The organism is Natrinema sp. CGMCC1.2065 (assembly GCF_051225675.1).
Classification (GTDB): Archaea; Halobacteriota; Halobacteria; order Halobacteriales; family Natrialbaceae; genus Natrinema; species Natrinema thermotolerans.
Genome location: NZ_JBPJSJ010000001.1, coordinates 527,224 through 552,041, shown reverse-complemented (window position 1 = coordinate 552,041; position 24,818 = coordinate 527,224). Strand labels below are relative to the sequence as shown.

Here is a 24,818-nt window from a genome sequence, read left to right as displayed (position 1 = left end):
AGGCTGCTCGTATTGAGCAAGGGAGGGGGCCCAACTATCGACGTCATCGTGGGGTTGTCGCTGTACTGAATGACAGCGGTTCCATGATACATGGATTTATAGGGACTCGAACGGACGGAGAAAGTATGACTGACAGCCAACTGCTGACGACGACCGAAACATCGTTAGCAGTGATCGAGGCGATTCAGGAACTCGACGGGGCGACGCCAGCCGAACTCGCGGCGGCCCTCGAGTTATCCGAGAGTGCGGTCTACAAACACCTCTATACCCTCGCGAAACACGGCTATGTCGCCTCCGAAGGCGACGAATACCGACTCGGGGCGCGGTTCTATCACATCGGGATGTACGTTCGAAACCGCAGCAAAGTATACGAACTGGCGGGCAAGTACGTCATCGAACTCGCCGAGCAATCGAACGAGGAATCCGATTTCGGAATCGAGGAGAATGGTCGCATCGTGACGCTATTCGATTCGGTCGGTAGTTCCGCCAAGCCAAGTTCCCGGCTCAACAACTACGAGTACATGCATACGACGGCCATCGGGAAGGCGATCCTCGCTCGATTGCCGGAGTCACGCATCGACGAAATCGACGACCGGTGGGGCCTCCCGGAACTCACCGAGGAGACGATCACGTCACGGGCGGAACTCGATGCCGAACTCGAGCGCATCCGGGAACGGGGCTACGCGATCAACGATCAAGAGTCGATTCCGGGCAAACGCGTTGCCGGTGTCGTCGCCGAGGGCCCCAATGGGGCCGTCATCGGCGGATTCACCGTCTCCGGTCCGGCGTACCGGATCGAAGACGCCGATCTTCACCAGGAATTTCCCGACATCCTGCAGCGAGTCGTCCCGAATTTCGAGACGGAACTGGTCTCACAGGGACTCCTGTAATCGACCCGGGATCGACGAGAGAGGAGATGATCGATCGATTGTAGCCGCTATACGGGCAACTCGAATGGTGTCCGTATAGATTTTGCCGCGATATCCGTTGAATATCCCGCAAAGAACGGCACTACAGGCACCCATCCGCGCGCTCTCCCGATTTTCCTTCAAAAGATTAAAATAGTACAACTCAGACAGTGGGTGTGTATGTCATACGAATCCCTTCCGATTGCGGCACTAGCGCTGGCACCGCCGATTATCGCGATCGCACTCGCGATGTATACGCGCCAAGTACTCGTGTCGTTGTTCGCCGGGGTATGGATCGGGGCGTTGATGATCGCCGACTGGAATCCGATCGCAGCAACAGCGTTGTCAATGGACTGGATCGTCGAGGTCGTCAGATCACCGTTTGACACCAAGTTTCTAATTCTGATTATGTTCATGGGCGCTGGTGCCGCGTTTATTTACAAGTCAGGCGGGATCATCGCACTCCAGAACTGGATCGGTCATCGGGTGAACACGGCACGAGACTCGCAGATCCTCACATGGCTCATTGGGATTTTCATTTTCTTCGACTCGTATACGAGTACCATCGTGACTGGAAACGCGACTCGTGAGCTGTCTCAGGAAAATAACACCTCTCGAGAGATGCACGCCTACGTGCTGGACTCGACGACATCGCCGGTGACGACCTTCGGACCCGTCTCGAACTGGATCGGGTACCAAGTATCGATGATCATCGTTGGGTTCGAAGCTGCCCGGTTCACCGCCGAGGAAGTCGGTATCACCGCATTCGGACTCTTCCTGCAGAGCATTCCATGGAATATCTACTGTTTCCTAGCGTTCTTTATGGTCGGATTCATTTCGATTACGCAACGATTCTACGGGCCGATGCTGAACGCGGAGTGGCGGGCGCGCAAAGAAAAGAAAACTCGACGGGACGACGCGACGCCGCTCTCGGACATCACGACCGACGTCGGTGAGCCGAGCGAAAAGAACCCGACGCTGATCAATTTCTTCGCACCGATTCTGTCGCTGCTGGTCGTCGGACTCGTCTCGATGTGGTGGCTCGGTGGCGGCCACCAGTCCGGTGTCGATATCGCGACTGCGTTCCAGGAAACCGATGTCGCACTCGGTCTCCTATACGGTTCGTTCGCGTTCATGGCCGTCGGCATGCTCGGTGCCGTCGGATTCGGAACCATGGACCTCGAGGAAGCGAGCGATACCGTGATTAGCGGATTCAAGACGATGATGATCGCGGCTGCGATCATCGTCCTCGCGTGGAGTATCGGTCACGCCGCTGAGCAGGTCGGAACCGCCCAGTATATCGTTGACGTCATGGTCGACAGTAGCATCCCCGGCTCGTTCCTACCGCTGCTGATCTTCCTTGCGGCGATGTTCATCGCGTTTACGACGGGAACGTCGTGGGGGACCATGGCTATTCTGACCCCGCTGGCGGTTCCGCTTGGCTACGAAATGTCCGGACTGTCGATCCTGCCGGTTCTCATGGGAGTGCTGTTCGGCGGCGCGATCTGGGGCGATCACGTCTCACCGATCAGTGATACGACCGTCATGTCGTCGATCTTCGCCGGTTCGGACCACATCGATCACGTGACGACACAGATTCCGTTCGCGATGACCGCAGCCGGCGTGACGGTCCTCATGTTGCTCCTGTACGCAGTCGGTGTGACGTCGCCGCTGGTGTTGCTCCCGCTAGCAGTCGTCCTCACTGCGGGCGCTGTCATCGCACTGAACAAGTTCGATGCTCGCCGCAAGAATCTGCCCGAAGTCATGCCGACGACCGACGCCATCGACAACGGTGAAATCGACGTCGATGCGATCGAGAACGGAAGCAAAACCGACGGAACCCGGATCAACGGACGGTACAGTTTCGTCGAATCGATTCCGCTGACCGCAGTCGGGATCGTTATCGCCTATCTCTGCCTGGTATTCGGGTTTATGACCCTCGGCTTCTAGGCGAGGATCGGGACTTCCGTCGCAGCGTTTTTGGTGACGAAAGTGTATCCGGCTACGCATCGTCCGGGTACCAGAGACAGCACGACCGATTCGTCGAGATATTCTCCGTGCGGTAACCGGCAGGGTTCTCTTACCGAGCGGGGATCGTCGTGACCAATGTCAATCATAACCGATATAGGTTTTGTTCGGGCAGTACGACGTATGTCGACTGTGTACGTCATTGCTACCGGCGGCACGATCGTGAGTACCTCGAGCGACACCGGGACGGTCCCGACCGAGTCAGTACAGGAGTTAGTGCAGGCCTATCCGGAGACGTTCGAACACGTCGAGATCGAACTGGAGCAACTCACGCAAGCCCCGAGTTCGGAGTTGACAATCGACGATCTCGTGACACTGAGTGATCGTGTGCGAGCCGTTGCCGACGATATCGATGGAGTCGTCGTCCTCCACGGAACCGATACGATCGAAGAGACCGCGTACTACCTCGATCTCGTACTCGACGTCGACGTCCCAGTCGTCCTCACTGGCGCACAACGACCGTACGATAGCCGTAGTCCCGACGGGCCGGCGAACATTCACGGGGCCCTCGCGGCAGCGAGTCACGATCACGTTCGGACGGGTGCCTACGTCTTCTTCAACGATCGTCTTCACGCAGCGCGACCAGTAACGAAAGAACATAGCAGCAATCCCGACGCGTACGGTTCGGGCAACTACGGACCGGTCGCCGATCGGACACCGAACGGTCTTTGGTTCTACCGGCGACCCGAGAGTCTATCGGTGACGCTCCCCACACGAGATATCACGGCGACCGTCGAGGTCGTACCGACGTCGACGGACACCGACGGAAGACAGATCAGTCACGCCATCGATCGCGGCGTCGATGGAATCGTCGTCGACGCGCTCGGACTCGGAAATGTTCCCGCAAACGTTGCAGATGCCATCGGTGACGCCGTTGACAACGACGTTGTCGTCGTTATTGCGACGCGGTGTCGCAACGGTGTCGTCTCGCCAGTGTACGGGTCCAAAGGCGGTGGCGCAGCTCTCGAGGAAGAGGGCGTGCTGTTCGCATCGAACCTTCCCGCCCACAAGGCCCGAATCAAACTCCTGGTCGCTCTGTCACAGCAATCAGACGAGACGGTTGGAGAGGCGTTTGATGCCAGCCAAATCGACGGGCATGGGTATGCGTGACGGAAGTTTTCGAATAGTGAGATGCAGTTGTTTGCCAGAACGGATTCGTGTAGCCAATCGCTCCGCGGCGACGGGGTTCCGTGATACGGAGAGTGGAACCGGACCTGACTCGATACGTCGGTAATTCGGCGAAATACGCAGCAGACTGCCTCTCGAACATCGAAGCAGTGTCCAGTTGACAGGGATACCGGTCGATATCAGAACGACGTCGAAAACCGCTCACTGTTTCGTACATTCCGGATCCGGTCACCTCTCTTTGTAGCGTACGAACTGTGGCTGTTATCGGGCGCCAATTGATCGCGCGTCAGCAAAGGGTCCGAACAGAGCCTGTAAAACCGAAAGCACGTGTACGGAGACAGATAACGGCCGGTGACCGGCGACCCAAGGCGAACGCCGGCAAACCCGACCGCCAGTGGCAACGAACGCATTCGATGGTCGTCGATGAACTAAGCTGTAATCTATTCATAATACATATGGTTCAGACATGTCATCGGAGATAACTCGAGGCGACCGAGGGCCCGACTCACGCGACGGGACGAACGCCTCGTGGCGAAACGACCGTTCGAGGCGCTATCGTCGGACTATCGATCACCTCGAGTTGAAACGGTCTCGAATCGTCGACCGAGTCACTGTGGACCGCCCGGAGTACAGTACGGCTGCAGACCGGCAGTTGTTGGCGAACGCGGCCAACTAAGGGAGTATACTACGTTCGATGGATGGCCCGACGTATTGACTGCATAATCAAAGAAATAATATAGGATCTCTTTTTGGCCATCATACTGATATTATTGACATCGCCAGAAGTCGTCCACAGGAAGGCGTCGGCAGCCGGCCGCTGGGGAGTGATAGGAACGCTTTTGATCGCATCGTCTGTGGGTTCGCACATGCAAATCGCAGTTCTCGGAGCCGGGAGTATGGGACACGGCATCGCGCAGGTCTCCGCGACGGCGGGCCACGACGTGGTTCTGCGTGACGTCGAGGACGACCTCGTCGAGGACGGCCTCGAGGGGATCCGGGAGAACCTCCAGGGCGGGGTCGACCGGGACAAGCTTACCGAAGACGAGATGGCGGCGGCCTTAGAGCGCATCGAGGGGACGACCGACCTCGAGGCGGCGGTCGCGGACGCCGACTTGGTCATCGAGGCGGTACCGGAGGACATGGACCTCAAACAGCAGGTGTTCTCGGCCGTCGAGGACGCGACCGGCGAGGACACGGTCATCGCGTCGAACACCTCCTCGCTGTCGGTGACCGAGATGGCAAGCGCCCTCGAGAACCCGGAACGGGCCGTCGGCCTGCACTTTTTCAACCCGCCGCATATCATGGATCTCGTCGAGATCATTATCGCCGAGCAGACCGACGAGCAAACCGAGGAGTTCGCGATCGACTACGTCCGGGACATCGAGAAGGAGGACGTGGTCGTCCGGGACACGGCCGGTTTCGCCACCTCGCGGCTGGGACTGGCGCTGGGGCTCGAGGCGATCCGGATGGTCGAACAGGGCGTCGCCAGCCCGGCGGACATCGACGAAGGAATGGAGATTGGCTACGGCCATCCGATGGGCCCGATCGAGCTGACCGACCACGTCGGACTGGACGTCCGCCTGCACATCGCCGAATACCTCCGCGAGGAACTCGGCGAGCGGTTCAAGCCACCGCAGTCGCTGCGCCGGAAGGTTCGGGCCGGCAAGCTCGGCAAGAAGACCGGCGAGGGCTACTACGTCTGGGAGGACGGCGAACGCGTCGGCACGAGCGGTGACTGGGACGAGTAACGGCGACATGACGGCCGTGGTGTAACAGCCGCAGTCGTCGCCGCTCGAGCGCGCACAACCCCCAACTAGTTAGGCAGATCGTTTGTTGCGGCGTCCCCCATAGAGACGGGTACCGTCCGCGAGATCGGACGGCGGCCCCGGGGGCGCACGTGGGAAAACGACGGGGCCACTTTTCGCTCGGTCACCACTCCCAGCACCTCGCCCCCACGTGCGGACCGGACGGTTCGAGAGCGGCCGTCCGGTCGCTTCCCATTGACTCGTGAGTGACCGGACGCCAGCGAGCCCCAGTACTGTCGGCAATGCGGGCGCTTTTAGCCGCGCCTGTGGAAGGATAACGCATGTCCCTCGAGCCGAGCGCTGACCCGGCCGCCGACCGGCGCGCGAACTACGACTACCGGAGCGACGACGTCGACCGCCCGGCGCTGGTCGCGGACCTCGAGGCCGTCGTCGACTGCGAAGTGCGGGGCGACTCCTACTCCCGGCAGCTGTACGCGACCGACGCGAGCGCCTACGAGCTGACGCCGATCGCCGTCGCCTTCCCGGAGTCGACGGCCGACGTCGCGGGGATCCTCGAGTACTGTGAGGCGCGGGAGATCCCGGTCCTCCCGCGGGGCGGGGGAACGAGCCTCGCCGGACAGACGGTCAACCGGGCCGTCGTCCTCGATTTCACCCGGCACATGGACGGGATCCGCGAGATCGATCCCGAGGACCGGACCGCGACGGTCCGGCCGGGGACGATCCTCGGGACGCTGAACGAAGCCCTCGAGCCACACGATCTCAAGTTCGCCCCCGATCCGGCGTGGGGCGACAAGAGCGCGCTCGGCGGCGCGATCGGGAACAACTCGACGGGCGCTCACTCGCTGCAATACGGCAAGACCGATGCCTACATCGAGGGGGTCGAGGCCGTCCTCGCGGACGGCACCGTGACGCGCTTTGGCGAGAGTACTCGCGAGGAGATCGGCGAGCGGGCCGATCCCAACGGGGATCTCGAGGCGCGGATCTACGCCGAAGTCGAGCGGATCCTCGAGGAGGACGCGGACCGCATCGCGGACACCTACCCCGACCTCAAGCGCAACGTCTCGGGGTACAATCTGGACCGGCTCGTCGCCGAGGCCCGCGGCGAGACGTTGCCGGGCGGCGAGGACACCGGCGAGCCGGGCACTGTCAACCTCGCGCGGCTACTGGCCGGCAGCGAGGGCACGCTGGCGATCATCACCGAGGCGACGGTCTCGCTCGAGCCGGTCCCCGAGACGAAGGCCGTCTCCCTGCTTTGCTACCGTGACCTCCACGAGGCGATGGAAGACGTCGAGCCGATCCTCGCACACGATCCCGCGGCGGTCGAGGTATTGGACGACGTGTTGCTCGATCTGGCCCGCGACACGGCGGAGTTCGGCCCCGTCACCGAGACCCTCCCCGAAGGGACCAACGCCGTGTTGCTCGTGGAGTTCTACGCCGCGGACGCCGACCACGGGAAAGCGCAGGTCGCGGGCCTGCTGGCCGACCGCGTCCCGTCGGCGACGCCGGCGGGGGAGCCGGCCGACGACGCACCGAGAAGCGATACCGAAACCCCCGCTCTCGCAGCGCTCGAGGCCTACGACGCACCCGAGCGCGCCAAGCTGTGGAAGCTCCGGAAGTCCGGCCTCCCGATCCTGTTCTCGCGGACCACCGACGCGAAGCACATCTCCTTCATCGAGGACACCGCGATCCCGCCGGCGAAGCTCCCCGAGTTCGTCGAGCGCTTCGAGGCGATCCTCGAGGCCCACGACACCTACGCGAGCTTCTACGCCCACGCCGGGCCCGGCGTGCTTCACGTCCGGCCACTGGTGAACACGAAGACCGAGATCGGCCTCGAGCAACTCCACGGCATCGCGGACGACGTGACGGACCTCGTGGTCGAACTCGGGGGATCGGTCTCGGGCGAACACGGCGACGGCCGCGCCCGTACCCAGTGGAATCGCAAGCGCTACGGCGACGACCTCTGGGAGACCTTTCAGGACCTCAAGACGGCGTTCGATCCCGATTGGATCCTGAACCCGGGACAGGTCGTCTTCCGCGAGGCGGAACCGACCGACCTCCGGGAGAAGCTGCGGTTCGATCCCGACTACGAGTTCGACGCCGGCTTCGAGCCGACACTCGAGTGGGACAACGACAACGGGATGCAGGGGATGGTCGAACTCTGTCACGGCTGTGGCGGCTGTCGGGGCGAGCAGTCGACGACCGGCGGCGTGATGTGTCCGACCTACCGCGCGAGCCACGAGGAGATCACGGCCACCCGCGGCCGGGCCAACGCGCTCCGGGGGGCGATGAGCGGCGATCCCGATCCGGACGAGGCGGTCTCCGACGAGTTCGTCGAGGAGGTGATGCACCTCTGTATCGGCTGCAAGGGCTGTGCCATCGACTGCCCCAGCGAGGTCGACATGGCGAAGCTCAAGGCCGAAGTCACCCACGAGTACCACGAGCGAAACGGCGCGACGCTGCGCGATCGACTCTTCGCCAACGTCGGGACCCTCTCGAAGTGGGGGAGCCGGCTCGCGCCGCTGTCGAACGTCCTCCCGAAACTGCCGGGTGCCCGGACGGCCCTCGAGGCCGTCGTCGGGATCGATTCGGACCGGCCGCTGCCGACGTTCCGCGCGAAGACGTTCCGGGACTGGTTCCACGAGCGAGGCGGCGAAGCCGCCTCGAAAAAGCGAGCGTCGAAGGCGCGAGCAGAGCGCGGAGGGTGCCGCGCGAGCGAGGCCGAGGCCACCCGTAGAGCCGTCCTCTACCCCGACACCTACACGAACTACAGCAACCCCGAGGCCGGGAAGGCAGCCGTCCGCGTCCTCGAGGCTGCGGGCGTTCACGTCGCGGTCCCGGACGACCTCGGCGACACCGGCCGGCCCGCGTTCTCGAAGGGGTTCCTCGAGAAAGCCAGAGAGACGGCCCGGGAGAACGTCACTGCGCTCGCGCCGCGAGTCGCCGACGGCTGGGACGTGGTCGTCATCGAGCCCTCCGACGCGGTCATGTTCCAGTCCGATTACCTCGACCTGCTCGGCTCGGACGCCACCGAGCGGCTGGCGGGGGGTACGTACGGCGTCTGCGAGTACCTCGACACCTTCCGACTGGACGAGGGGATCGCCTTCGACGAGCGAGCGGCCACCGACGAACTGGTCTATCACGGCCACTGCCACCAGCAGTCGGTCGCGAAGGACCACCACGCCGTCGGCATCCTTCGCCGAGCGGGCTACGCCGTCGATCCGCTCGATTCGGGCTGTTGCGGGATGGCCGGCAGTTTCGGCTACGAGTCCGAACACGCCTCGATGAGCGACGCCATCGCCGAGATCCTCTACGAGCAGGTCGAGGACAGTCCCGGGGGCCGGGTCGTCGCTCCCGGCGCGTCCTGTCGCACGCAACTCGAGAACCGGCCGGACGCCACCGAGGAACCGCCGACGCCGATCGAAGTCGTCGCCGACGCGCTCGAGTGAGACGGTCCGCTGGAACGACTTCGAAGTCCGTATTCCGAAGCGGCCGATCAGTCGTCGGTTGCGGGCGCTCGGGCGAAGTTCTCGAGGGCGTGGTCGCCCAGCAAGAGGACGACGGCGGCCCCGACGAGATTGAAGACGAGATCCAGCGCGGTATCACGTTTGCCGTAGGTGACCAGTACCGGTTCGAGACCGAGCCGGTTCGCGGTCGCATGGATGACGTACTCGAGGAGTTCCCAGCAGCAGCCGGCGACGGCGACGGCGGCGACGACGCGCGGGGAGGGATCGTCACCGCGGCGACGGGCGGCCGCGAAGGCGGCGCTGCCCACGAGCGTCGACGAGTAGGCGTGAGTCAGGTGGTCCCACCACCAGACGTCGTCGTAGGGGCCAAGCATGCCGATGGCGTGGGTAAGCATCGCACCGTCGACGTACGCGCGTTGCCACGGGCGAAACTCGAGTCCGAAGACGCGTTCGACGACGTCGGGAGTGTAGGTCGCCGCGAACGCGACGATGGCGTTGACGACCGCACCCGGATCGCGTTGGCGTACGCCCGCGACGAGGACAGCGACGAGTGCCGCTCGGACGCCGCGTTCGGCCGTCCGCTCTCCGTTCATTGCGGGATCGGTTGGAGCGCTGACTGATAAAAATACCGTTCAGTCGTGCCGACCCGTCACAGATACCGCGCGGGGACGTAAGGGCGAACCGCCGCCGGGAGCAACGGAACGAGTCGCTCGGCGACGGTCGCGAGCGGCTTGCGCAACAGGACGTAGACGGCCGACACCGCGACGAGGCCGACTGCGAGAGCAGTCACGGGGCCGTCGCCGAGCATGACGAGCGGCACCGCAACGACCCCGGCGACGAAGAGGTCCTCGGGAGCGCCGTCGTATCGGACCCACCGTCGCGGGCGAACCCAGCGACCGTGATAGTGGCTGTAGACCGCCCGCTCGGAGGTCCCCTGCCAGGGCCGCAACTCGAGGCCGCTCCCGGCCGCGTCGGCGACGGCGTGAAGCGCCGCGGCCGCGAGACCGACGGCGATCGCGACCGTCACGGTCGTGGGGACGAGCGCCGCGATGACGACCGCCGGCACCGTCGCGATCGAGCCGTACACGGGGTAATGAAGCGTCTTCCGATGGCCGGTGTAGAGGTCGAGATCGGGAGCCACCCCACCGACCAGTCCCGCGAGGAACGCGGCCGGCGCGAGGTCCGGAGCGACCGCTAGCAGGGGCAACGCCAGGAGCAGTCCCAGCAGCGCGTGGGTCGTCGCCATCATTGTGTCCCCTCGTAAGCGACGAGAAGGGAAATACGTTTCCCGCCTCCCGACTTGCTCGAGTAGCGGCGTCGACACCGACGAGAGCGGTCGTCCCGGCTACGTACCGAGCAGGGCGTCGTAGCGCGCGCCGGTCTGTTTCAGCGTCTCGGTGGAGTAGAGTCGTTCGTGGTCGACGGGGAGGTAATCGGCGGCGAGTTCGTCGATCTTCTCGTCGACGGCGTCGGGATCGCGGCCGTGGATCATCGTGAACAGGTTGTACGGCCAGTCCTGCTCGGGCCGGCGGGGCCGATGATAGCAGAGGGTGACGTAGGGCAACCCGCCAGCCCGCTCGCCCCACGCGTCGAGGTCCTCGTCGGGAACGTCCCAGACGACCATGCAGTTGGCGTCGAAGCCCGTAGCGACGTGGTTGATCACGCAGCCGATCCGCTTGATACAGCCGGTCGCGAGCAGGCGTTCGACGGCCGCGAGGACGTCGTCGACGGGGGCGTCGAGCGCCGTGGCGATGTCCCGGTACGGCGTCGCCGAGAGGGGGAAGCCGTCCTGAATCTCGAGCAGGAGGTCGGCCTCGAGCGCGGAGAGATCGCCCGTCGCCGCCTCGCTGATCCGGGTCGCCGAGGAGTCGGTGCCGGCCTCGAGCGATTCGCGCGCAAAGCGGTCGGCGTTGACGACGGGGAACTCGAGGTCGATGTAGTAGTCGGTCAGCATCGGCAGGTTCAACACGTCACAGCCGGTTCGGGTCTCGATCTCGGCGAGGATCTCGTCACGGGCCTCGCGGGAGCCGGCGGTGACGACGAACCACATGTTCCACTCGTGGTCGCGGGCGTAGTTGTGGTTGACCTGCCGGTACTCGTTGACGATCGCCGCGATCTCGTCGAAGCGGTCCGCGGGGGCCTGGATCGCGGCAAGCGTCGAAGAGCCGATCACGGGCGGGTTGAGGACGGCTCCGAACCGGCGGGCGATCCCCGCCTCTCGCAGGGCTCGAACGCGGTCGACCGCGGCGGACTCGTCGATCCCGAGGTCGGCACCGACGCGGTCGAACGGGCGTTCCTCGATCGGGAACCCGCTCTGATAGCCGTCGATCAGCGCCGCGTCCACGTCGTCGATGGCGTCGCGCCAGTTCCCCGACAGGGCACTCATTGGTCGTCCTAGGGAGAAGGGGACCGTATCGTTTTCGGGTCGTCTCGGCGGTCGGGAACGGCGGACGATCGCCGTGGCGCCGCGTCGCTCGAGCGACATCGAACCCGTCGTTTGACGGCCGTGGGAATCCCGGAAACGCGGGGTTTTTGCGGTGGCCGTCCGAAGCTTCGCCCATGGCGCAGGCATCCCAGGAGTTCGGCGATTGGCCGTTGAAACGCCTGATGACGGAGGTAGTCGGTTCCGGCCCCAAATCGGCCGACGACATGGACCGCGAGCAGGCCCGCGAGGCCTTCCAGCGGATCCTGGCCGGCGAGCCCGATCAGACCACCCTCGGCGCGTTCTGGCTGGCGAATCGCTGGAAGCGCAACAACCCCGAGGAGCTGGCGGCCTACACGGACGTCATGCGCGAGGAGTCGGTCGTGACCGCCGAACCCGAGGCAGATCCGGTCGACTGCGGCGCGAACTACGACGGCAAGGACACCTCCGCCATCCTCGGCGTCGGTGCCGGCGTCGTCGCCGCCGCCGCGGGCACGCCGGTCGTCGTCCACTCCGGGGACCGTGTTCCCTCCCAGAAGGCGACCCCCTACAAACACGTCCTCGAGGAACTCGGCGTTCGGACCGAACTCGAGCCGGGCGAGAGCGCCGACATGGTCGACGAGATCGGCTTCGGCTTCTACTACCAGCCCGCGTTCAACCCCGTCATCGACGACCTCTTCGACCGTCGCGACGAGATGGGCGTCCGAACGTTCGTCAACACGATCGAGACCGTCGCCAACCCGGCGAACGCGGACGTCCACCTGGGGTCGTTCTACCACCTCGCGTTCGCGAAGAAGATGATCGACCTGGTCCGCGAGAGCGATCGGCTGGACTACTCGCGGGCCATCTTCTTCCAAGGAATGGAAGGCTACGACGATATCCGACCCGGCTACACCAAAGTCGCGGAGTGGGACGAGGGCGAGGACCTCGAGGACTACGAGATCGAGACCGCCGAGTACGGGATGGACATGGAACGCGAGGACCTCGCGGTCGACGACATCGCGGTCGATTCCGCGACGATCACCGCGGAGGTACTGTCCGGCGACCGCGAGGACCACTTCGCCGACGCCATCGCGCTCAACGGCGCGTTCCGGATGTACGCCCGCCAGGACGTCGAGAGCCTGGACGCGGGCCTCGAGCGGGCTCGTGACGTCATCGACGACGGCAGCGCACAGGCCGTCCTCGAGGACCTGCAGGCGTTCTGACCGAGCGCCGGTCCGCTCGCCGATCGATCGGTCCGATGGGAACGGGTTGCCGGGCCGACCTCTCGGCCGCGTTCGGAAAAGACGGATCGTCTCTCAGTTGTGCAATCGGATCGGAACGCGTATTCGGGTAACTCCGACACCCATCGTCCGAAAGACTAGTTTCAGTATGTTTTCAGCGACTACAAGCGCTCGAGCGGTCGCTCCCGGCGCGGACTCGATCCCGAAACCGACGGCGACGACAGCAGGATGGTACGTGCCGGCCAGTGACTGCGGTCGTCCGCCGGCCGGGGTGTGAAACGGGACACCTTTTTGATCGGTGGCCGTGACCGTCACCCATGGACGAATCACTCGAGACAGTCCTAGTGGAGTTCGACGAAGACAGCGGCGTCGGTACGCTGACGATGAACCGGCCGGACGCGCTGAACGCGCTGAGCGCCCAGCTCAGGGACGACATCGTCGCGGGCCTCGAACTGCTCGAGGAGCAAAACGAGGGTGCCGACGGCGTCGCCTTACGTGCCGTGGTCCTCGAGGGGGCCGGCGAGAAGGCCTTCTGTGCCGGCGCGGATATCGGCGGCTTCTCCGACGCGTCGGCCGGCGGCACCTCGGCCCGGAGCCACTACGATTTCATTCGGGACTTCCCCGCGCCGGTCATCGCGAAGATCGACGGCTACTGTCTGGGCGGCGGCTTAGAGACCGCGCTGGCCTGTGACTTCCGACTGGCCAGCGAGGGCAGTACGTTCGGCTTCCCCGAAGTGAACCTCGGTATCCTGCCGGGTGCCGGCGGCGTCCAGTACGTCACGAAGATCGCCGGCCCCGCCGTCGCGAAGGAACTCGCGATGACTGGCGAGCATATTTCCGCGGAACGGGCGGGCGAGGAAGGCATCGTCAACCACGTCTACGCCGACGACGAGTTCGAGGACGAAGTCGACGCGTTCGTCGACGATCTTGCCGGGCAGGCACCGCTTGCGATCCAGGCGATCAAGAAGTCCGCGGACATGGCAGTTCACAGCGGGCTCGAGGAAGGGCTGGCCTACGACAACCAGCTCTTTCAGGAACTGCTCAAGACCGAGGACCACGCGGAGGGCGCGGCGGCGTTTGCCGAGGACCGCGAGCCCGAGTTCGACGGGAAGTAACGGCGACGGACGAACGGACGGCGTTCCACTTCGGATTGAGTTCACGATCTGCAGTGGCGCGCGCTGTGTCGCGGTGAGGGCGAACGAACCGCGACACGACGTTGTGCGAGGGATGAGCGAGCGCCGAAGGGCGTGAGCGAATCGGCTGGGGAGGACGTGGAATCCCTAGTTGCCACGATAGCAGGACGTACTCGATTGTCAATTCTAACGACCGGTCATTATATATCTTCGACCGAGAGAGTGCGCTGCTATCGTGGCTACACGGAATAACCACACCCTCCCCAGCCGATTCGCTCGGTACACTCGCTCATCCCTCGCGCGGGGTCATCGATCGGCCGTCGCTACCGCTCCGACCGATCGACAGCGCACGCCACTGCAACCGGTTCGTCGATCTGGATAGGACCGAGTCCGTCCGGGACCGAAACCGATCGTCAGTCCCACTCCTCACCGATGCCGGTCAGCGAGAACGGGCCGACGGGGAGGTTGTAGCCGTCCTCGAGCGCCTTGTCGACCTGTTCCTCCGTGGCGATCCCCTCGTCGACGATCTTCTTGGCCTCCTCGCGCATCGCTGCGTGACAGCGGTTGGCGAGGAAGCCGTAGGAGCCGGGATCGTCGTCGATGGTGACCCGCGTCTTCCCGAGTTCGTCGACCAGTTCCTCGGCGCGCTCGACGACGGCTTCGTCAGTCTCCGGTGCCTGGACGATTTCGACCATGTCCATGACCGCGACCGGGTTGAAAAAGTGCGTCACCGCGACCCGAGAGGGGTCGGAGACGGCGTTGGCGATCGACGTGACGGCGAACCCGCTCGTGTTCGAGTACAGCGGCTGATCGTCCGTGACCTCGTCCAGATCGCGGAAGACCTGCCCCTTGATCGCCAGGTCTTCGGTAACCGCCTCGATCGTGAAGTCGGTCCCGTCGGTCGCCGCGTCGAGATCCGTCGTGAACGTCATCCGCTCGAGGACAGCGTCTTTCTCGTCCGCGGAGAGATACCCGCCCTCGACGGCGTCCTCGAGCCCGTAATTGCCCGATATTACGCGTTCGCGAGCCTCGTCGGCCAACTCCTCGTTGATCTCGCGGACGGTCACGTCGTAGCCGTTCCGTGCGAGTACCTGTGCGATACCGGCGCCCATGATGCCGCCACCGACGACGGCAGCACTCTTTTGTGCCATGGCACCAACCTTCACGGGTACCGACTTAGTTCTTATCAACGTGCGTGGAGGCCGGTGTCGTTCGCCGGCTCGAGCCGCTCACCGACCCGCCGACGGGATCGCTGGCGCGACGCGACGCTGCGAGGCGGACGCGGTCCCGACACCGCCGACCGACGTTCAGCTGGTGTCAACGTCCAGAAGCTATTTTACCCGTGGTATGGTGGGGCATTACATGGCAATCGGAGAGTACCGCGACGAGCCGGCGGAGATGGACGACGTCGAGCGCGAGGTCGCCGCGGCGCAGTATCCCGAGGGCGGGCTGGTGGTCGGCCTCGGGCTCGGAATCGTCCTCCCGCTGGTTACGGCCCCGGCGCTGCTCGCTGTGACACCGTTTCTCGGTGGCGTCGTCGGGTTTGCCCTCGGTCGACGGGTCCGCGACGCCGCCGTCCGACGCCGGCGGGCCGATCGAACGACGGCAGAATGAGTGCCTCCGGCGACGCCGACGCGGCGACGCTGTCCTCGAGCATCGGGATCGTCGGCGTCCTCGCGCTGTTGGTCGGGAACGCGATCTCGGTGCCGATATTCGTCCTGCCGGGGCCGCTGGCGGGGACCGCGGGCCCGTCGCTCGTGGTGGCAATCCTCCTGGCGGCGATCCCGGCGTCGTTCGTCGTCCTCTACAACGCCCTGCTCGGGTCGGCGATGCCCGTCGCCGGTGGGCTGTACGTCTATATCTCTCGTCTGACTGCGCCGTACTGGGGCTTTCTGGTCCCGTTTACCATCCCGCTGGTCGCGTGGGCGTCGCTGCTCATCACGGCGACGGGCTTCGCGGAGTACACCCGGATATTCGTCGACGTCCCGTCGACACCGCTGATTTACGTCCTGCTGGCGTTCGTCCTGCTGGTCAACCTGATCGGGCTCAGGGTCGTCGCACAGGTCCAACTCGTCTTCTTCGCCGGGCTCGTGATCGCGCTCCTGACCTTTATCGTCCCCGGTGCGACCGCGGTCGACGCCGCCAACTACGCGCCGTTTTTCCCGGACTACGGCGCGTTCGGGCTCGCAGTGGTCGCCCTGTTCTACCCGTTCCTTGGCTTCGGACTGCTGGTCGAACTGGGCGAAGAGATCGAGAACCCCGGCCGGACGATCCCGCTGGTGCTGGGGCTGGGCATCGGGATCGTCGCCCTGTTTTACGTGGCGCTGATCGCCGTCCTCGTCGGCGTCGTTCCCTACACCGAACTGGGGGCCGAAGCCGATCTCGCGATGGCTGCCGCGCAATTTCTCCCGTGGTGGGGCGAGTACGTCGTCGCTGCCGGTGCCGTCTTCGCGGTCGTCACGACCGTGAACACGACGCTTTTGGTATTCTCCCGGACGCTCATGCGCGCGAGCCGCGACGGCATTCTCCCGGCGTCGCTCGCCCGGATCCACCCGCGGTTCGAGACGCCCCACTACGCCGTTGCGCTGCTTGGCCTCCCGCCGTTCGTACTCGTGCCGATCGCGGACGAGATCGTGGGGCTCTCGGTGTTCATCGGCCTGGCCAGCCTCACCGCGTACTTCTTCTGTGCGATCGGGCTCTGGAACCTGCCCCGGGAGTTCCCCGCCCACTACGCCAACGCCCCGTTCCGACTCCGGCGATACCGGGGGCTCCTCCTCGCGGTCCTCGGCGGGGCCGTCGCGACCGGCGCGTTCTGGATCGTCACGCTGCTCCAGCGGCCGATCGTCGGCGTCGTCCTCGTGGGCTGGTTCGTCGTCGCCTACGGCTACTACCGCTACCGGCTCGCGAAGACCGACCGGGCCGAGACTTACCGGACGATGACCTCCCTCGACCGCCACGAGCGCGTCGAGGAGAGCGAGGCACACCACGCCTCGGGTGACGCGAGCGGGGATACCCCGCGAGCGGACGCCGGCGAGGGCGGCGACTGACCGCTCGAGCGGCGTCCGGGTACCCCGACGGACTCGATCCGCGTGACAGGGACTGCACATTTAATAGCCGCGACGAGTAGTATGTGGTATGGCAACTGAGTACACGCCAACCGAGATGATGGACCGGGAGTCCCGATCGAACCGCTACTACCGCAACGCGGTCGAGCGCCACTGGGACCCCGGCGAGATCGCCCTCGAGCGAGACGTCGAGAACTTACTCGCGTTCATGGAGGAGACGGACGGCTACGACCGGGAGTCGTGGTATGGCACCCTCAACGGCATCGCGAAGTTCGGCGCCGGGGAAGACGCCGTCACCGAGGATCTCGCGCCGTTGGGGGCCGTCCTCGACGACATCGACGACCAACTGTTCCTGACGACCCAACTGTACGAGGAGGCCAAGCACGCGGACTTCTTCGATCGCTACTGGCGAGAGGTCATCTGGACGGTCGAGGACGAACTAGGCTGGGAGCGATCGAACCCGCGCCACGAGCGGTGGTTCAACGACCCCTACATCGAGCTGTTCGACCGTAACCGGAAAGCGCAGTTCCGACTGCTCGAGGAGGACACACCCGAAAACAGGGCGAAAGCGTACTGTCACTATCACCTCACGGTAGAGGGCATCCTTGCACAGACGGGCTATTACGGGATGCAGACCTCCTACGGCGGCGAGTTCGAGGGGCTGCCGCACCTGCCGGGGCTCGTCCAGGGCTTTACCAAGATCCGCAGCGACGAGGGCCGCCACGTCGGCTTCGGGATGAACCAGCTCAAGAAGCTCATCGCCGAGGGGGTCGACCCCCACCTCATCGAGGAGACCGTCGAGGAGCTGCTCCCGCTCGTCCAGGGGATCACCGAGGACGAGCGGTTCCAGCCCGACGACCCCGCGGATCGCCGCGGCCTCGAGTCCGGCGAACTGGCCGAGTACGCGATCGAGAAACACACCGACCGGATGCAACAGATCACCGACGCCGCGGCCGACATTCCGGACGTCGACGACCTGGTGGCGCTCGAGGGCGACGATTGAGGGCGATCCGCGTCCGGTCGTGGCTGCGGGGCCGCGGCCCCGACCGACAGTAGACTTTTGGGACCGGATCGAAACGTGGTACCATGCAGCTCGATTCCGTTCGGATACTCGACCTGTCGCGCCTGTTGCCGGGCCCGTACGCGACGCAACTGCTCGCCGACGCGGGCGCCGACGTGATCAAGATCGAGGACACCGACGCGGGCGACTACGCCCGCTATACGCCGCCGACGACGGAGCGTGACGTCGGCGCGCTGTTCGACGGCGTCAACCGCGGCAAGCGAAGCGTCGCGCTCGACCTGAAATCGGAGGCCGGTCGCGAGGCGTTCTACGACCTCGTCGCTGACGCCGACGTCGTCTTCGAACAGTTCCGCCCCGGCGTCGCCGACCGGCTCGAGATCGACTACGAGACGCTCGTCGAGTACAACGAGGAGCTGGTCTACTGCTCGCTGTCGGGCTACGGGGGGACCGGACCCTACGCCGAGCGCGCGGGCCACGACCTCAACTACGTCGGGGTGGCCGGCTTACTCGATATGACCCGGGAGGACGAGGAAATGGCCCCACAGATCCCGGGCTATCAGATCGGCGACCTCGGCGGCGGGCTGTTCGCGGCGTTTTCGATCGTCGGCGGCCTGCTCTCGCGGGAACTGGGCAACGGCGGCGAGTACGTCGACGTGGCCATGACCGACGTGGTCGCCTCCTTCTCGCAGGCGATCAGTCACGAGGCACTGACCGGCGACAATCCTCGACCGGGTGAGACGGCGCTTACTGGCCAGTTCCCCTGGTACGACGTCTACGAGACCGCCGACGGCCGCTACCTGACACTGGCAGCCCTCGAGCCGAAGTTCTGGACGGCCTTCTGCGAGGAGATCGGCCGCGAGGACCTGACGGACCTACACGGAACGGACGATCCGGCCGAACTCGAAGCCGTCCGCGAGGAACTCGAGGCCCTGTTCGCGACCCGCACGCGGGACGACTGGCTCGACGAACTGAGCGACGAGACGATGACCGGGCCGGTCTGTACGCCCGCCGAGGCGCTCGAGCATCCGCAACTCGAGGCCCGCGGGCTGGTCGAACGGCCCGACGACGCGCCGCCGCGGGTCGGGTTCCCGGCGCTGGGGTCGAACGCCCCCGAGGGCCGCGACGAATCGGTCCCCGGCCACGGCGAGCATACGGACGAACTGCTCGCCGCCGCGGGATACGACGCGGACGAACGTGCCGCGCTTCGCGACCGCGGTGCGATCCGTTAATCGCCGCGTCGACGGCGCAACCGCCGTCTCGCCCCAAATCATAAGGTACTGGACAGAATAGTGGCGACGACCATGATGGGTGTCCAGTTAACACTTGACAAGGTACTCGAGCGGGCGGTCGACCTCTACCCCGATCGGGAACTGGTGACGAAACTGCCCGACGGGAGCGTCCATCGGTACACGTACGGCGACGCGTACGACCGGATCAATCAACTCGCGTCCGCGCTCGACGACCTCGGACTCGACCGGGGCGATCGGGTCGGCGTCGTCGCGACGAACCACTACCGCCACTACGAACTGTACTTCGGGCCGGCGTGTTCGGGACGGTCGATTCACATGTGCAACATGCGGCTGCCCGATCACCACTTCGTCCACACGATCGACGACGCCGAAGACCGCGTGATCTTCGTCGATCCCGGCCTCATCGAGAAGGTCGAAGCCAACGCCGACGACCTCGATACCGTCGAGCAGTACGTCGTCCTCGACGACGAGGTCCCCGATACCGACCTCGAGCCGGTGACCGACTACGAGTCGTTGCTCGAGGGCCAGCCGACCGACTACGAGTGGCCGGACATCGACGAGGACGCGGAGTACGGCATGTGTCACACCTCGGGAACGACGGGGCTGCCCAAGGGCGTCGCCTACTCCCACCGGGCGATGTACCTCCACAGCATCATGGGCGGCCACGTCGACGCCAACGGGATCGGCGAGCGCGACACGATTCTCCCCGTCGTGCCGATGTTCCACGCCAACGGCTGGGGGCTCCCCTACGGCGCGACGCTCGTGGGAGCAAAGCAGGTCTTTCCCTCGGTCCACACCGATCCCGAGACGATCGCCCGGCTGATCGACGAGGAGGGCGTGACCTTCTCCGCGGCCGTACCGACGATCTGGCTCGAGATGGCGGAGTTCTTGGACGAGAACCCCGAGGTCGACATCTCGAACATCGACCGGCTGACGGTCGGCGGGTCGGCGCCACCGGAGTCGCTCATCCGGAAGTACGACGAGGAGTACGACGCGCCGATCCTCCAGGGCTGGGGGATGACCGAGACTTCGCCGCTTGGCACGCTCAGTACGCTCCGGAAGGAGACGGCGGCACTGCCCAGCGACGAGCAATACGAGTACCGCGCGAAGGCCGGCCTCCCCGTCCCGGGGATGCAGACCCGGGTGATCGACGACGACGGCGAGGAGGTCCCCGCCGACGGGGAGACGATGGGCGAACTGCAGGTCCGCAGCCCGTGGGTGACCGACGGCTACCACAATCGGCCCGAGGAGAACGAGCAGGCGTTTACCGACGACGGCTACCTGCGGACCGGCGACATCGCCACCCGCGACGAGATGGGGTACATCGACGTCGTCGACCGCGACAAGGACGTCATCAAGTCCGGCGGCGAGTGGATCTCCTCGGTCCAACTCGAGAACGAACTGATCGGCCACGAGGCCGTCAGCGAGGCGACGGTCATCGCCGTCGACCACGAGCGTTGGCAGGAACGGCCCATGGCGGTCGTCGTCCCGCGGGACGGCGTGACCGTCGACGCGGACGACCTCGAGGCCCACCTCGCCGAGACGTTCCCCTCGTGGTGGCTGCCCGACGTCTACGAGATCGTCGACGAGATCCCGAAGACCTCGACGGGCAAGTTCGACAAGAAGACGCTCCGAGACCAGTTCGACGTGGTCCTCGAGGCGGAAGACGACGAACAGGCACCACAGCAGTAAGCGACCTCACGAAATCTCATATGGTAGCAAACACCACAGACGGCGTGAGTTTCGACACCGACGACGAGACCGAACTGATCCTCGAGAGCATCGACGAGTTCATCGATCGGGAGGTCGAGCCGATCGTCGAGGAGTTGGGCGACACCTACACCAACCCCCGAAAGGGCCATCACGAGAACGGCCGGTGGACCGACGAGCTGCTCGAGGCCCGCGAGGAGATCCGGCGGAAGTCGGCCGAGGCGGGGTTCTACGCGATGAACCTGCCCGAGGACGCGGGCGGCGACGGCATCTCACCGGTCACCTGGTATCGGGCGAAGAAACACCTCGCGAGCCACGGCGGCGGCCTCGAGCGGTACGTCCTCGCCGGCCCCGAGGGACCGAAGCCACTGCTGTTACAGGCCGAGGGCGACCAACGCGAGAAATATCTCGAGCCCGTGGTCCGGGGCGAGAAGTCGACGGCGTTCGGCCAGACCGAGCCCGGCGTGGGGTCGGATTCGCCGAATATGGAGGCCACCGCGGAGAGAGACGGCGACGAGTGGCTCATCAACGGGCGCAAGCAGTGGATCACCAACGCGCCCTACGCCGACTTCGTCCAACTGTTCGCCCGGACCACGCCACAGGACGAGGGCGGTCGCTACGGCGGTATCACCTGCTTCATCGTCGAGGAAGACGAGTACGAGATCGGGTCGTACAACAACGCCGTCGGCGCGGAGGGGTCACAGGCCGAAATCGTTCTCGACGGCGTTCGCGTCCCCGAGGACCGCGTCCTCGGCGAGGTCGACGAGGCCTTCTACGCCGCGATGGAGTTCCTCTCGCTCGGGCGACTCGAGCTGGGTGCCGAAGCCGTGGGGTACAGCGAGTACCTGCTCGAAGAGGCCGGCGAGTACGTCACCGAGCGCGAGGCCTTCGGCGAGCCGATCGGGAACTTCCAGCAGGTCTCCGCGAAGCTCGCGAAGGGGAAGGCGAAGACCTACGCGGCCGACGCGGCGGGACTGAAACTCGCCTGGAAGATGGCCCAGAACGAACGGACGATCATGGACTCGTCGGTGCTGAAGTGGTTCGCCACGAACGTCCTCTGGGAGGTCGCCGATGCGGCGGTGCAGGTCAACGGCGCGAACGGGCTGGCCGAGGAGAGCCCCTACATGGATCTGGTCCACCAGGCGCGGATCCTGCGGATCGTCGAGGGAACCGACGAGATCCAGCTCAACACGATCGCGAAGACGATGGGCATCACGGAGTAACTGCCTTCCACTGCTCCGCTCGAGGGGATGGCCCCGCTCGCTTGTCGGGTGAGGGGTTTTCGCGTCCCAGCTCGCGGTCGCAACTGCGGTTCGCCGAGACGAACGCTTTTCACTCGGTACGGTTATGACTTGTATCATGGTAACGGGACCCACAGACCGGACTGCTGCCGGGCTCGCGCGGGCGATCCGCGACGGCGAGCTCTCGCCGACCGCGGTCGTCGACGCCGTCCTCGAGCGAATACACGAACGAAACGAGCGGACGAACGCCTTCGTCACGGTGACCGACGACCTCGCCCGCGAGATGGCCGCGGACGCGGAGCGGGCGATCGACGAGGGCGAGCCGCTCGGGCCGCTCCACGGCGTCCCGGTCGCGATCAAGGACTTAGACGATGTCGAGGGGGTTCGGACGACCTCGGGATCGCTGCTCTTCGATGATCGCGTCGCCGAGTCGGACTCGCCCTTCGTCGCCCGGCTGAAAGCGGCGGGCGCGATCGTCGTCGGCAAGACCAACACGCCCGAGTTCGGGCTCGGGACGACCACCGACAACCGCGTCGTCGGGCCGACGGGGACGCCGTTCGACCCCGACCGCGTCTCGGGGGGCTCCTCCGGCGGGGCCGGCGCGGCGCTTGCCGACCGGCTCGTCCCGCTCGCACCCGGCTCCGACGCCGGCGGCTCGGTTCGCGTTCCGGCGAGCTTCTGCGGCGTCTACGGGCTCAAGCCCACGCAGGGCGTGATCCCGAACGTCAGTCGACCGAACGGGTTCGCGAGCCACACTCCCTTCTCCACGCACGGGCCGCTGGCCCGAACCGTCGAGGACGCGGCGCTCTCGCTGGACGTAATGGCGGGATCCCACCCGCGGGACCCGTTCTCGGTCCCGAAGGGGGACGAGTACCGCGACGCCGTCGACCGGCCGATCGACGGGATGGAGATCGCCTTCAGTCCCGATATGGGGATCTATCCCGTCGCTCCCACCGTCCGCGAGGTCCTCGAGGACGCCGTCTCGGCGCTCGAGCGCGCCGGCGCGACGGTCGATCGGGTCGATCCGGACCTGGGACACGACAACGAGGAGATACTGGAGGCCTATTACACCATGGCGACCGTGCGGTGGGGGTCGCTGCTCGAGAACCTCCGGGCGGAGGGGTTCGACCCGCTCGGCGAGGACCGCGACCGCCTGCGGCCGTATCTCGTCGAACTGATCGTCGACGCCGAGGAGCCGACGACGCGGGAGTACAAGCGCGCTGACGTGGTCCGGACCCACGTTCTCGACGGGCTGGTCGACCTGTTCGCGGAGTACGACCTCCTCGTGACGGCGACGGCGGGAACGACGCCGTTCCCCCACGACCAAGAACCGGAAGAGATCGACGGCGTCGAGATCGAACCGTATCGGGGCTGGGTCCTCACCCAGCCGTTCAACCTCACCGGCCAGCCGGCGGCCTCGGTCCCGGCCGGCCTCGTCGACGGGCTCCCCGTCGGGATGCAAATCGCGGGGCAGCGACACGACGACGACGCGGTCATCGCGGCCAGCGCCGCCGTCGAACGACAGCGGCCGTGGCACGACGCGTATCCCGAGTAGGAGAGAACTGTCCGCAGTCGGTTCGTGGTCGCCGTCAGAAGCTAAAGAGGTCGATCCCACCCGTGACGCCGATCACCTGCCCGGTCACGTAGCTCGCCTGTTCCGAGCAGAGGTACGTGACCATATTGGCGACGTCCTCCTCGGTCCCGAGGTGGCGCATCGGCGTCGCGTCGGCGATGCGGGCGTAGTATTCGTCGACGTTCTCCCGGAGTTCGTCGGGATCCATGTCGGCCCAGTCGCCGACGACGATGTTTGGCGCGATGACGTTCGAGGTGACCCCCGACTGGGCCCCCTCGAGCGCCATCGTCCGGCCGACGCCGATCATGGCGGCCTTCGTCGCGGAGTAGGAAAACTGGCCGAAACCGCCGTACCAGCCGGCCATCGAGGACATGTTGACGATCCGGCCCCAGCCGCGTTCGCACATCCGCGGGAACAGCTCCTTGCTGATGTTGTAGGTGCCGGTGAGGTTGATCTCGATGTCGCGGTCCCAGACGTCGTCGTCGTAGTCGCCGACGCGCGAGCGGGCGTCGACCATCGCGGCGTTGTTCACGAGGACGTCTACGCCACCGAACGCGTCGCGGACCTCGGCCATCGAGTCGGCGACGTCCGCGCGGTCGGTCAGATCGCACTCGAGGGCCATCGCCTCGCCGCCCCCGGCGGTCTCGTTGATTGCCGCGGCGGTCTCCCCTGCGCCGTCGGCGTCCACGTCGAGGACGACGACGTCCGCGCCTTCCTCGGCGAGCAGTCGACAGTCTGCGCTTCCGATGCGTCCGGCCCCGCCGGTGACGACGGCGGTCCGGTCCTGTAGTCCGAAATCCATCGCCCGAGCGAATACTACACGATCTGATTTAATCGTTGTGGAGGGGTAGCACTCGTCATGCCGGCCGACGATCCTGAGTACCCC

General features: G+C 65.4%; 19 protein-coding genes. 14 read left to right on the top strand and 5 right to left on the bottom strand.

What is annotated here, in order from left to right; genetic code table 11:
• Nucleotides 1-125: 125 nt before the first annotated feature.
• The 5 genes from ACSBP4_RS02705 (at nucleotide 126) to ACSBP4_RS02685 (ending at nucleotide 9,276) form a co-directional block, all read left to right on the top strand.
• Nucleotides 126-890 carry an IclR family transcriptional regulator gene (locus ACSBP4_RS02705; protein WP_006649873.1) on the top strand — a complete coding sequence of 255 codons (765 nt, stop codon included), beginning with the start codon at nucleotides 126-128 and terminating at the stop codon, nucleotides 888-890.
• Nucleotides 891-1,088: 198 nt separating this feature from the next.
• The gene (locus ACSBP4_RS02700) at nucleotides 1,089-2,858 is read left to right on the top strand and encodes a Na+/H+ antiporter NhaC family protein (protein WP_435551295.1); all 1,770 of its coding nucleotides are present in this window, start codon (nucleotides 1,089-1,091) and stop codon (nucleotides 2,856-2,858) included.
• Nucleotides 2,859-3,059: 201 nt separating this feature from the next.
• Nucleotides 3,060-4,046, top strand: a complete 987-nt coding sequence (locus ACSBP4_RS02695; protein WP_049965514.1) for an asparaginase — start codon at nucleotides 3,060-3,062, stop codon at nucleotides 4,044-4,046.
• An 884-nt stretch (nucleotides 4,047-4,930) separates the two neighbouring features.
• Complete coding sequence (locus tag ACSBP4_RS02690) at nucleotides 4,931-5,812, top strand: 3-hydroxyacyl-CoA dehydrogenase family protein (protein ID WP_435551294.1); 882 nt, start codon at nucleotides 4,931-4,933, stop codon at nucleotides 5,810-5,812.
• Nucleotides 5,813-6,150: 338 nt separating this feature from the next.
• Nucleotides 6,151-9,276: an FAD-linked oxidase C-terminal domain-containing protein gene (locus ACSBP4_RS02685; protein WP_435551293.1), complete on the top strand. Its 3,126-nt coding sequence runs from the start codon at nucleotides 6,151-6,153 to the stop codon at nucleotides 9,274-9,276.
• Between the two features lie 47 nt (nucleotides 9,277-9,323).
• Here ACSBP4_RS02685 and ACSBP4_RS02680 read toward each other — a convergent pair whose 3' ends face one another.
• The 3 genes from ACSBP4_RS02680 to ahbB form a co-directional block, all read right to left on the bottom strand.
• The gene (locus ACSBP4_RS02680; RefSeq protein WP_006649869.1) at nucleotides 9,324-9,887 is read right to left on the bottom strand and encodes a hypothetical protein; all 564 of its coding nucleotides are present in this window, start codon (nucleotides 9,885-9,887) and stop codon (nucleotides 9,324-9,326) included.
• A 56-nt stretch (nucleotides 9,888-9,943) separates the two neighbouring features.
• A complete protein-coding gene (locus tag ACSBP4_RS02675; RefSeq protein ID WP_006649868.1) occupies nucleotides 9,944-10,543 on the bottom strand; it encodes a hypothetical protein in 600 nt (199 codons plus the stop codon).
• Between the two features lie 96 nt (nucleotides 10,544-10,639).
• Nucleotides 10,640-11,680 (bottom strand): siroheme decarboxylase subunit beta, encoded by a 1,041-nt coding sequence (gene ahbB, locus ACSBP4_RS02670; protein WP_435551292.1) that lies wholly within the window; start codon nucleotides 11,678-11,680, stop codon nucleotides 10,640-10,642.
• Nucleotides 11,681-11,853: 173 nt separating this feature from the next.
• Between ahbB and ACSBP4_RS02665 the strand changes: the two genes are divergently transcribed.
• Both ACSBP4_RS02665 and ACSBP4_RS02660 read left to right on the top strand, forming a co-directional pair.
• Complete coding sequence (locus tag ACSBP4_RS02665) at nucleotides 11,854-12,921, top strand: anthranilate phosphoribosyltransferase (RefSeq protein ID WP_435551291.1); 1,068 nt, start codon at nucleotides 11,854-11,856, stop codon at nucleotides 12,919-12,921.
• Between the two features lie 335 nt (nucleotides 12,922-13,256).
• A complete protein-coding gene (locus ACSBP4_RS02660; protein WP_049965508.1) occupies nucleotides 13,257-14,054 on the top strand; it encodes an enoyl-CoA hydratase/isomerase family protein in 798 nt (265 codons plus the stop codon).
• A 431-nt stretch (nucleotides 14,055-14,485) separates the two neighbouring features.
• Here ACSBP4_RS02660 and ACSBP4_RS02655 read toward each other — a convergent pair whose 3' ends face one another.
• The gene (locus tag ACSBP4_RS02655) at nucleotides 14,486-15,223 is read right to left on the bottom strand and encodes a 3-hydroxyacyl-CoA dehydrogenase family protein (RefSeq protein ID WP_006649864.1); all 738 of its coding nucleotides are present in this window, start codon (nucleotides 15,221-15,223) and stop codon (nucleotides 14,486-14,488) included.
• A gap of 211 nt (nucleotides 15,224-15,434) precedes the next feature.
• Between ACSBP4_RS02655 and ACSBP4_RS02650 the strand changes: the two genes are divergently transcribed.
• From ACSBP4_RS02650 to ACSBP4_RS02620, 7 genes are all read left to right on the top strand, one after another.
• A complete protein-coding gene (locus tag ACSBP4_RS02650; protein WP_006649863.1) occupies nucleotides 15,435-15,686 on the top strand; it encodes a hypothetical protein in 252 nt (83 codons plus the stop codon).
• Nucleotides 15,683-17,119, top strand: coding sequence for an APC family permease (locus tag ACSBP4_RS02645; protein WP_006649862.1), 1,437 nt, complete (start codon nucleotides 15,683-15,685; stop codon nucleotides 17,117-17,119). The genes ACSBP4_RS02650 and ACSBP4_RS02645 overlap by 4 nt, the downstream gene beginning before the upstream one ends.
• 88 nt (nucleotides 17,120-17,207) lie before the next feature.
• Nucleotides 17,208-18,140, top strand: coding sequence for a ribonucleoside-diphosphate reductase subunit beta 2 (locus ACSBP4_RS02640; protein ID WP_006649861.1), 933 nt, complete (start codon nucleotides 17,208-17,210; stop codon nucleotides 18,138-18,140).
• 83 nt (nucleotides 18,141-18,223) lie between these two features.
• Complete coding sequence (locus tag ACSBP4_RS02635; protein WP_435551290.1) at nucleotides 18,224-19,387, top strand: CaiB/BaiF CoA transferase family protein; 1,164 nt, start codon at nucleotides 18,224-18,226, stop codon at nucleotides 19,385-19,387.
• Nucleotides 19,388-19,462: 75 nt separating this feature from the next.
• Entirely contained in the window at nucleotides 19,463-21,100 is a 1,638-nt protein-coding gene (locus tag ACSBP4_RS02630) for a long-chain fatty acid--CoA ligase (protein WP_435551289.1), read from the top strand.
• Nucleotides 21,101-21,120: 20 nt separating this feature from the next.
• On the top strand, nucleotides 21,121-22,341 hold the full coding sequence (locus ACSBP4_RS02625; RefSeq protein ID WP_435551288.1) for an acyl-CoA dehydrogenase family protein: 1,221 nt from the start codon (nucleotides 21,121-21,123) through the stop codon (nucleotides 22,339-22,341).
• A 136-nt stretch (nucleotides 22,342-22,477) separates the two neighbouring features.
• Nucleotides 22,478-23,914, top strand: a complete 1,437-nt coding sequence (locus ACSBP4_RS02620) for an amidase (protein ID WP_435551287.1) — start codon at nucleotides 22,478-22,480, stop codon at nucleotides 23,912-23,914.
• Between the two features lie 34 nt (nucleotides 23,915-23,948).
• Here ACSBP4_RS02620 and ACSBP4_RS02615 read toward each other — a convergent pair whose 3' ends face one another.
• Nucleotides 23,949-24,734: an SDR family NAD(P)-dependent oxidoreductase gene (locus ACSBP4_RS02615; RefSeq protein ID WP_049965500.1), complete on the bottom strand. Its 786-nt coding sequence runs from the start codon at nucleotides 24,732-24,734 to the stop codon at nucleotides 23,949-23,951.
• Between the last annotated feature and the right edge of the window lie 84 nt (nucleotides 24,735-24,818).

What these genes read in the sequence shown, in the direction of transcription:
- ACSBP4_RS02685 (WP_435551293.1), top strand. Translation starts at nt 6,151, where the DNA reads ATGTCCCTCGAGCCGAGCGCTGACCCGGCCGCCGACCGGCGCGCGAAC.
- ACSBP4_RS02655 (WP_006649864.1), bottom strand. Translation starts at nt 15,223, where the DNA reads ATGGCACAAAAGAGTGCTGCCGTCGTCGGTGGCGGCATCATGGGCGCC.
- ACSBP4_RS02690 (WP_435551294.1), top strand. Translation starts at nt 4,931, where the DNA reads ATGCAAATCGCAGTTCTCGGAGCCGGGAGTATGGGACACGGCATCGCG.
- ACSBP4_RS02640 (WP_006649861.1), top strand. Translation starts at nt 17,208, where the DNA reads ATGGCAACTGAGTACACGCCAACCGAGATGATGGACCGGGAGTCCCGA.
- ACSBP4_RS02665 (WP_435551291.1), top strand. Translation starts at nt 11,854, where the DNA reads ATGGCGCAGGCATCCCAGGAGTTCGGCGATTGGCCGTTGAAACGCCTG.
- ACSBP4_RS02660 (WP_049965508.1), top strand. Translation starts at nt 13,257, where the DNA reads ATGGACGAATCACTCGAGACAGTCCTAGTGGAGTTCGACGAAGACAGC.
- ACSBP4_RS02620 (WP_435551287.1), top strand. Translation starts at nt 22,478, where the DNA reads ATGGTAACGGGACCCACAGACCGGACTGCTGCCGGGCTCGCGCGGGCG.
- ACSBP4_RS02615 (WP_049965500.1), bottom strand. Translation starts at nt 24,734, where the DNA reads ATGGATTTCGGACTACAGGACCGGACCGCCGTCGTCACCGGCGGGGCC.
- ACSBP4_RS02635 (WP_435551290.1), top strand. Translation starts at nt 18,224, where the DNA reads ATGCAGCTCGATTCCGTTCGGATACTCGACCTGTCGCGCCTGTTGCCG.
- ACSBP4_RS02630 (WP_435551289.1), top strand. Translation starts at nt 19,463, where the DNA reads ATGGGTGTCCAGTTAACACTTGACAAGGTACTCGAGCGGGCGGTCGAC.
- ACSBP4_RS02625 (WP_435551288.1), top strand. Translation starts at nt 21,121, where the DNA reads ATGGTAGCAAACACCACAGACGGCGTGAGTTTCGACACCGACGACGAG.
- ACSBP4_RS02680 (WP_006649869.1), bottom strand. Translation starts at nt 9,887, where the DNA reads ATGAACGGAGAGCGGACGGCCGAACGCGGCGTCCGAGCGGCACTCGTC.
- ACSBP4_RS02705 (WP_006649873.1), top strand. Translation starts at nt 126, where the DNA reads ATGACTGACAGCCAACTGCTGACGACGACCGAAACATCGTTAGCAGTG.
- ACSBP4_RS02675 (WP_006649868.1), bottom strand. Translation starts at nt 10,543, where the DNA reads ATGATGGCGACGACCCACGCGCTGCTGGGACTGCTCCTGGCGTTGCCC.
- ACSBP4_RS02645 (WP_006649862.1), top strand. Translation starts at nt 15,683, where the DNA reads ATGAGTGCCTCCGGCGACGCCGACGCGGCGACGCTGTCCTCGAGCATC.
- ahbB (WP_435551292.1), bottom strand. Translation starts at nt 11,680, where the DNA reads ATGAGTGCCCTGTCGGGGAACTGGCGCGACGCCATCGACGACGTGGAC.
- ACSBP4_RS02695 (WP_049965514.1), top strand. Translation starts at nt 3,060, where the DNA reads ATGTCGACTGTGTACGTCATTGCTACCGGCGGCACGATCGTGAGTACC.
- ACSBP4_RS02700 (WP_435551295.1), top strand. Translation starts at nt 1,089, where the DNA reads ATGTCATACGAATCCCTTCCGATTGCGGCACTAGCGCTGGCACCGCCG.
- ACSBP4_RS02650 (WP_006649863.1), top strand. Translation starts at nt 15,435, where the DNA reads ATGGCAATCGGAGAGTACCGCGACGAGCCGGCGGAGATGGACGACGTC.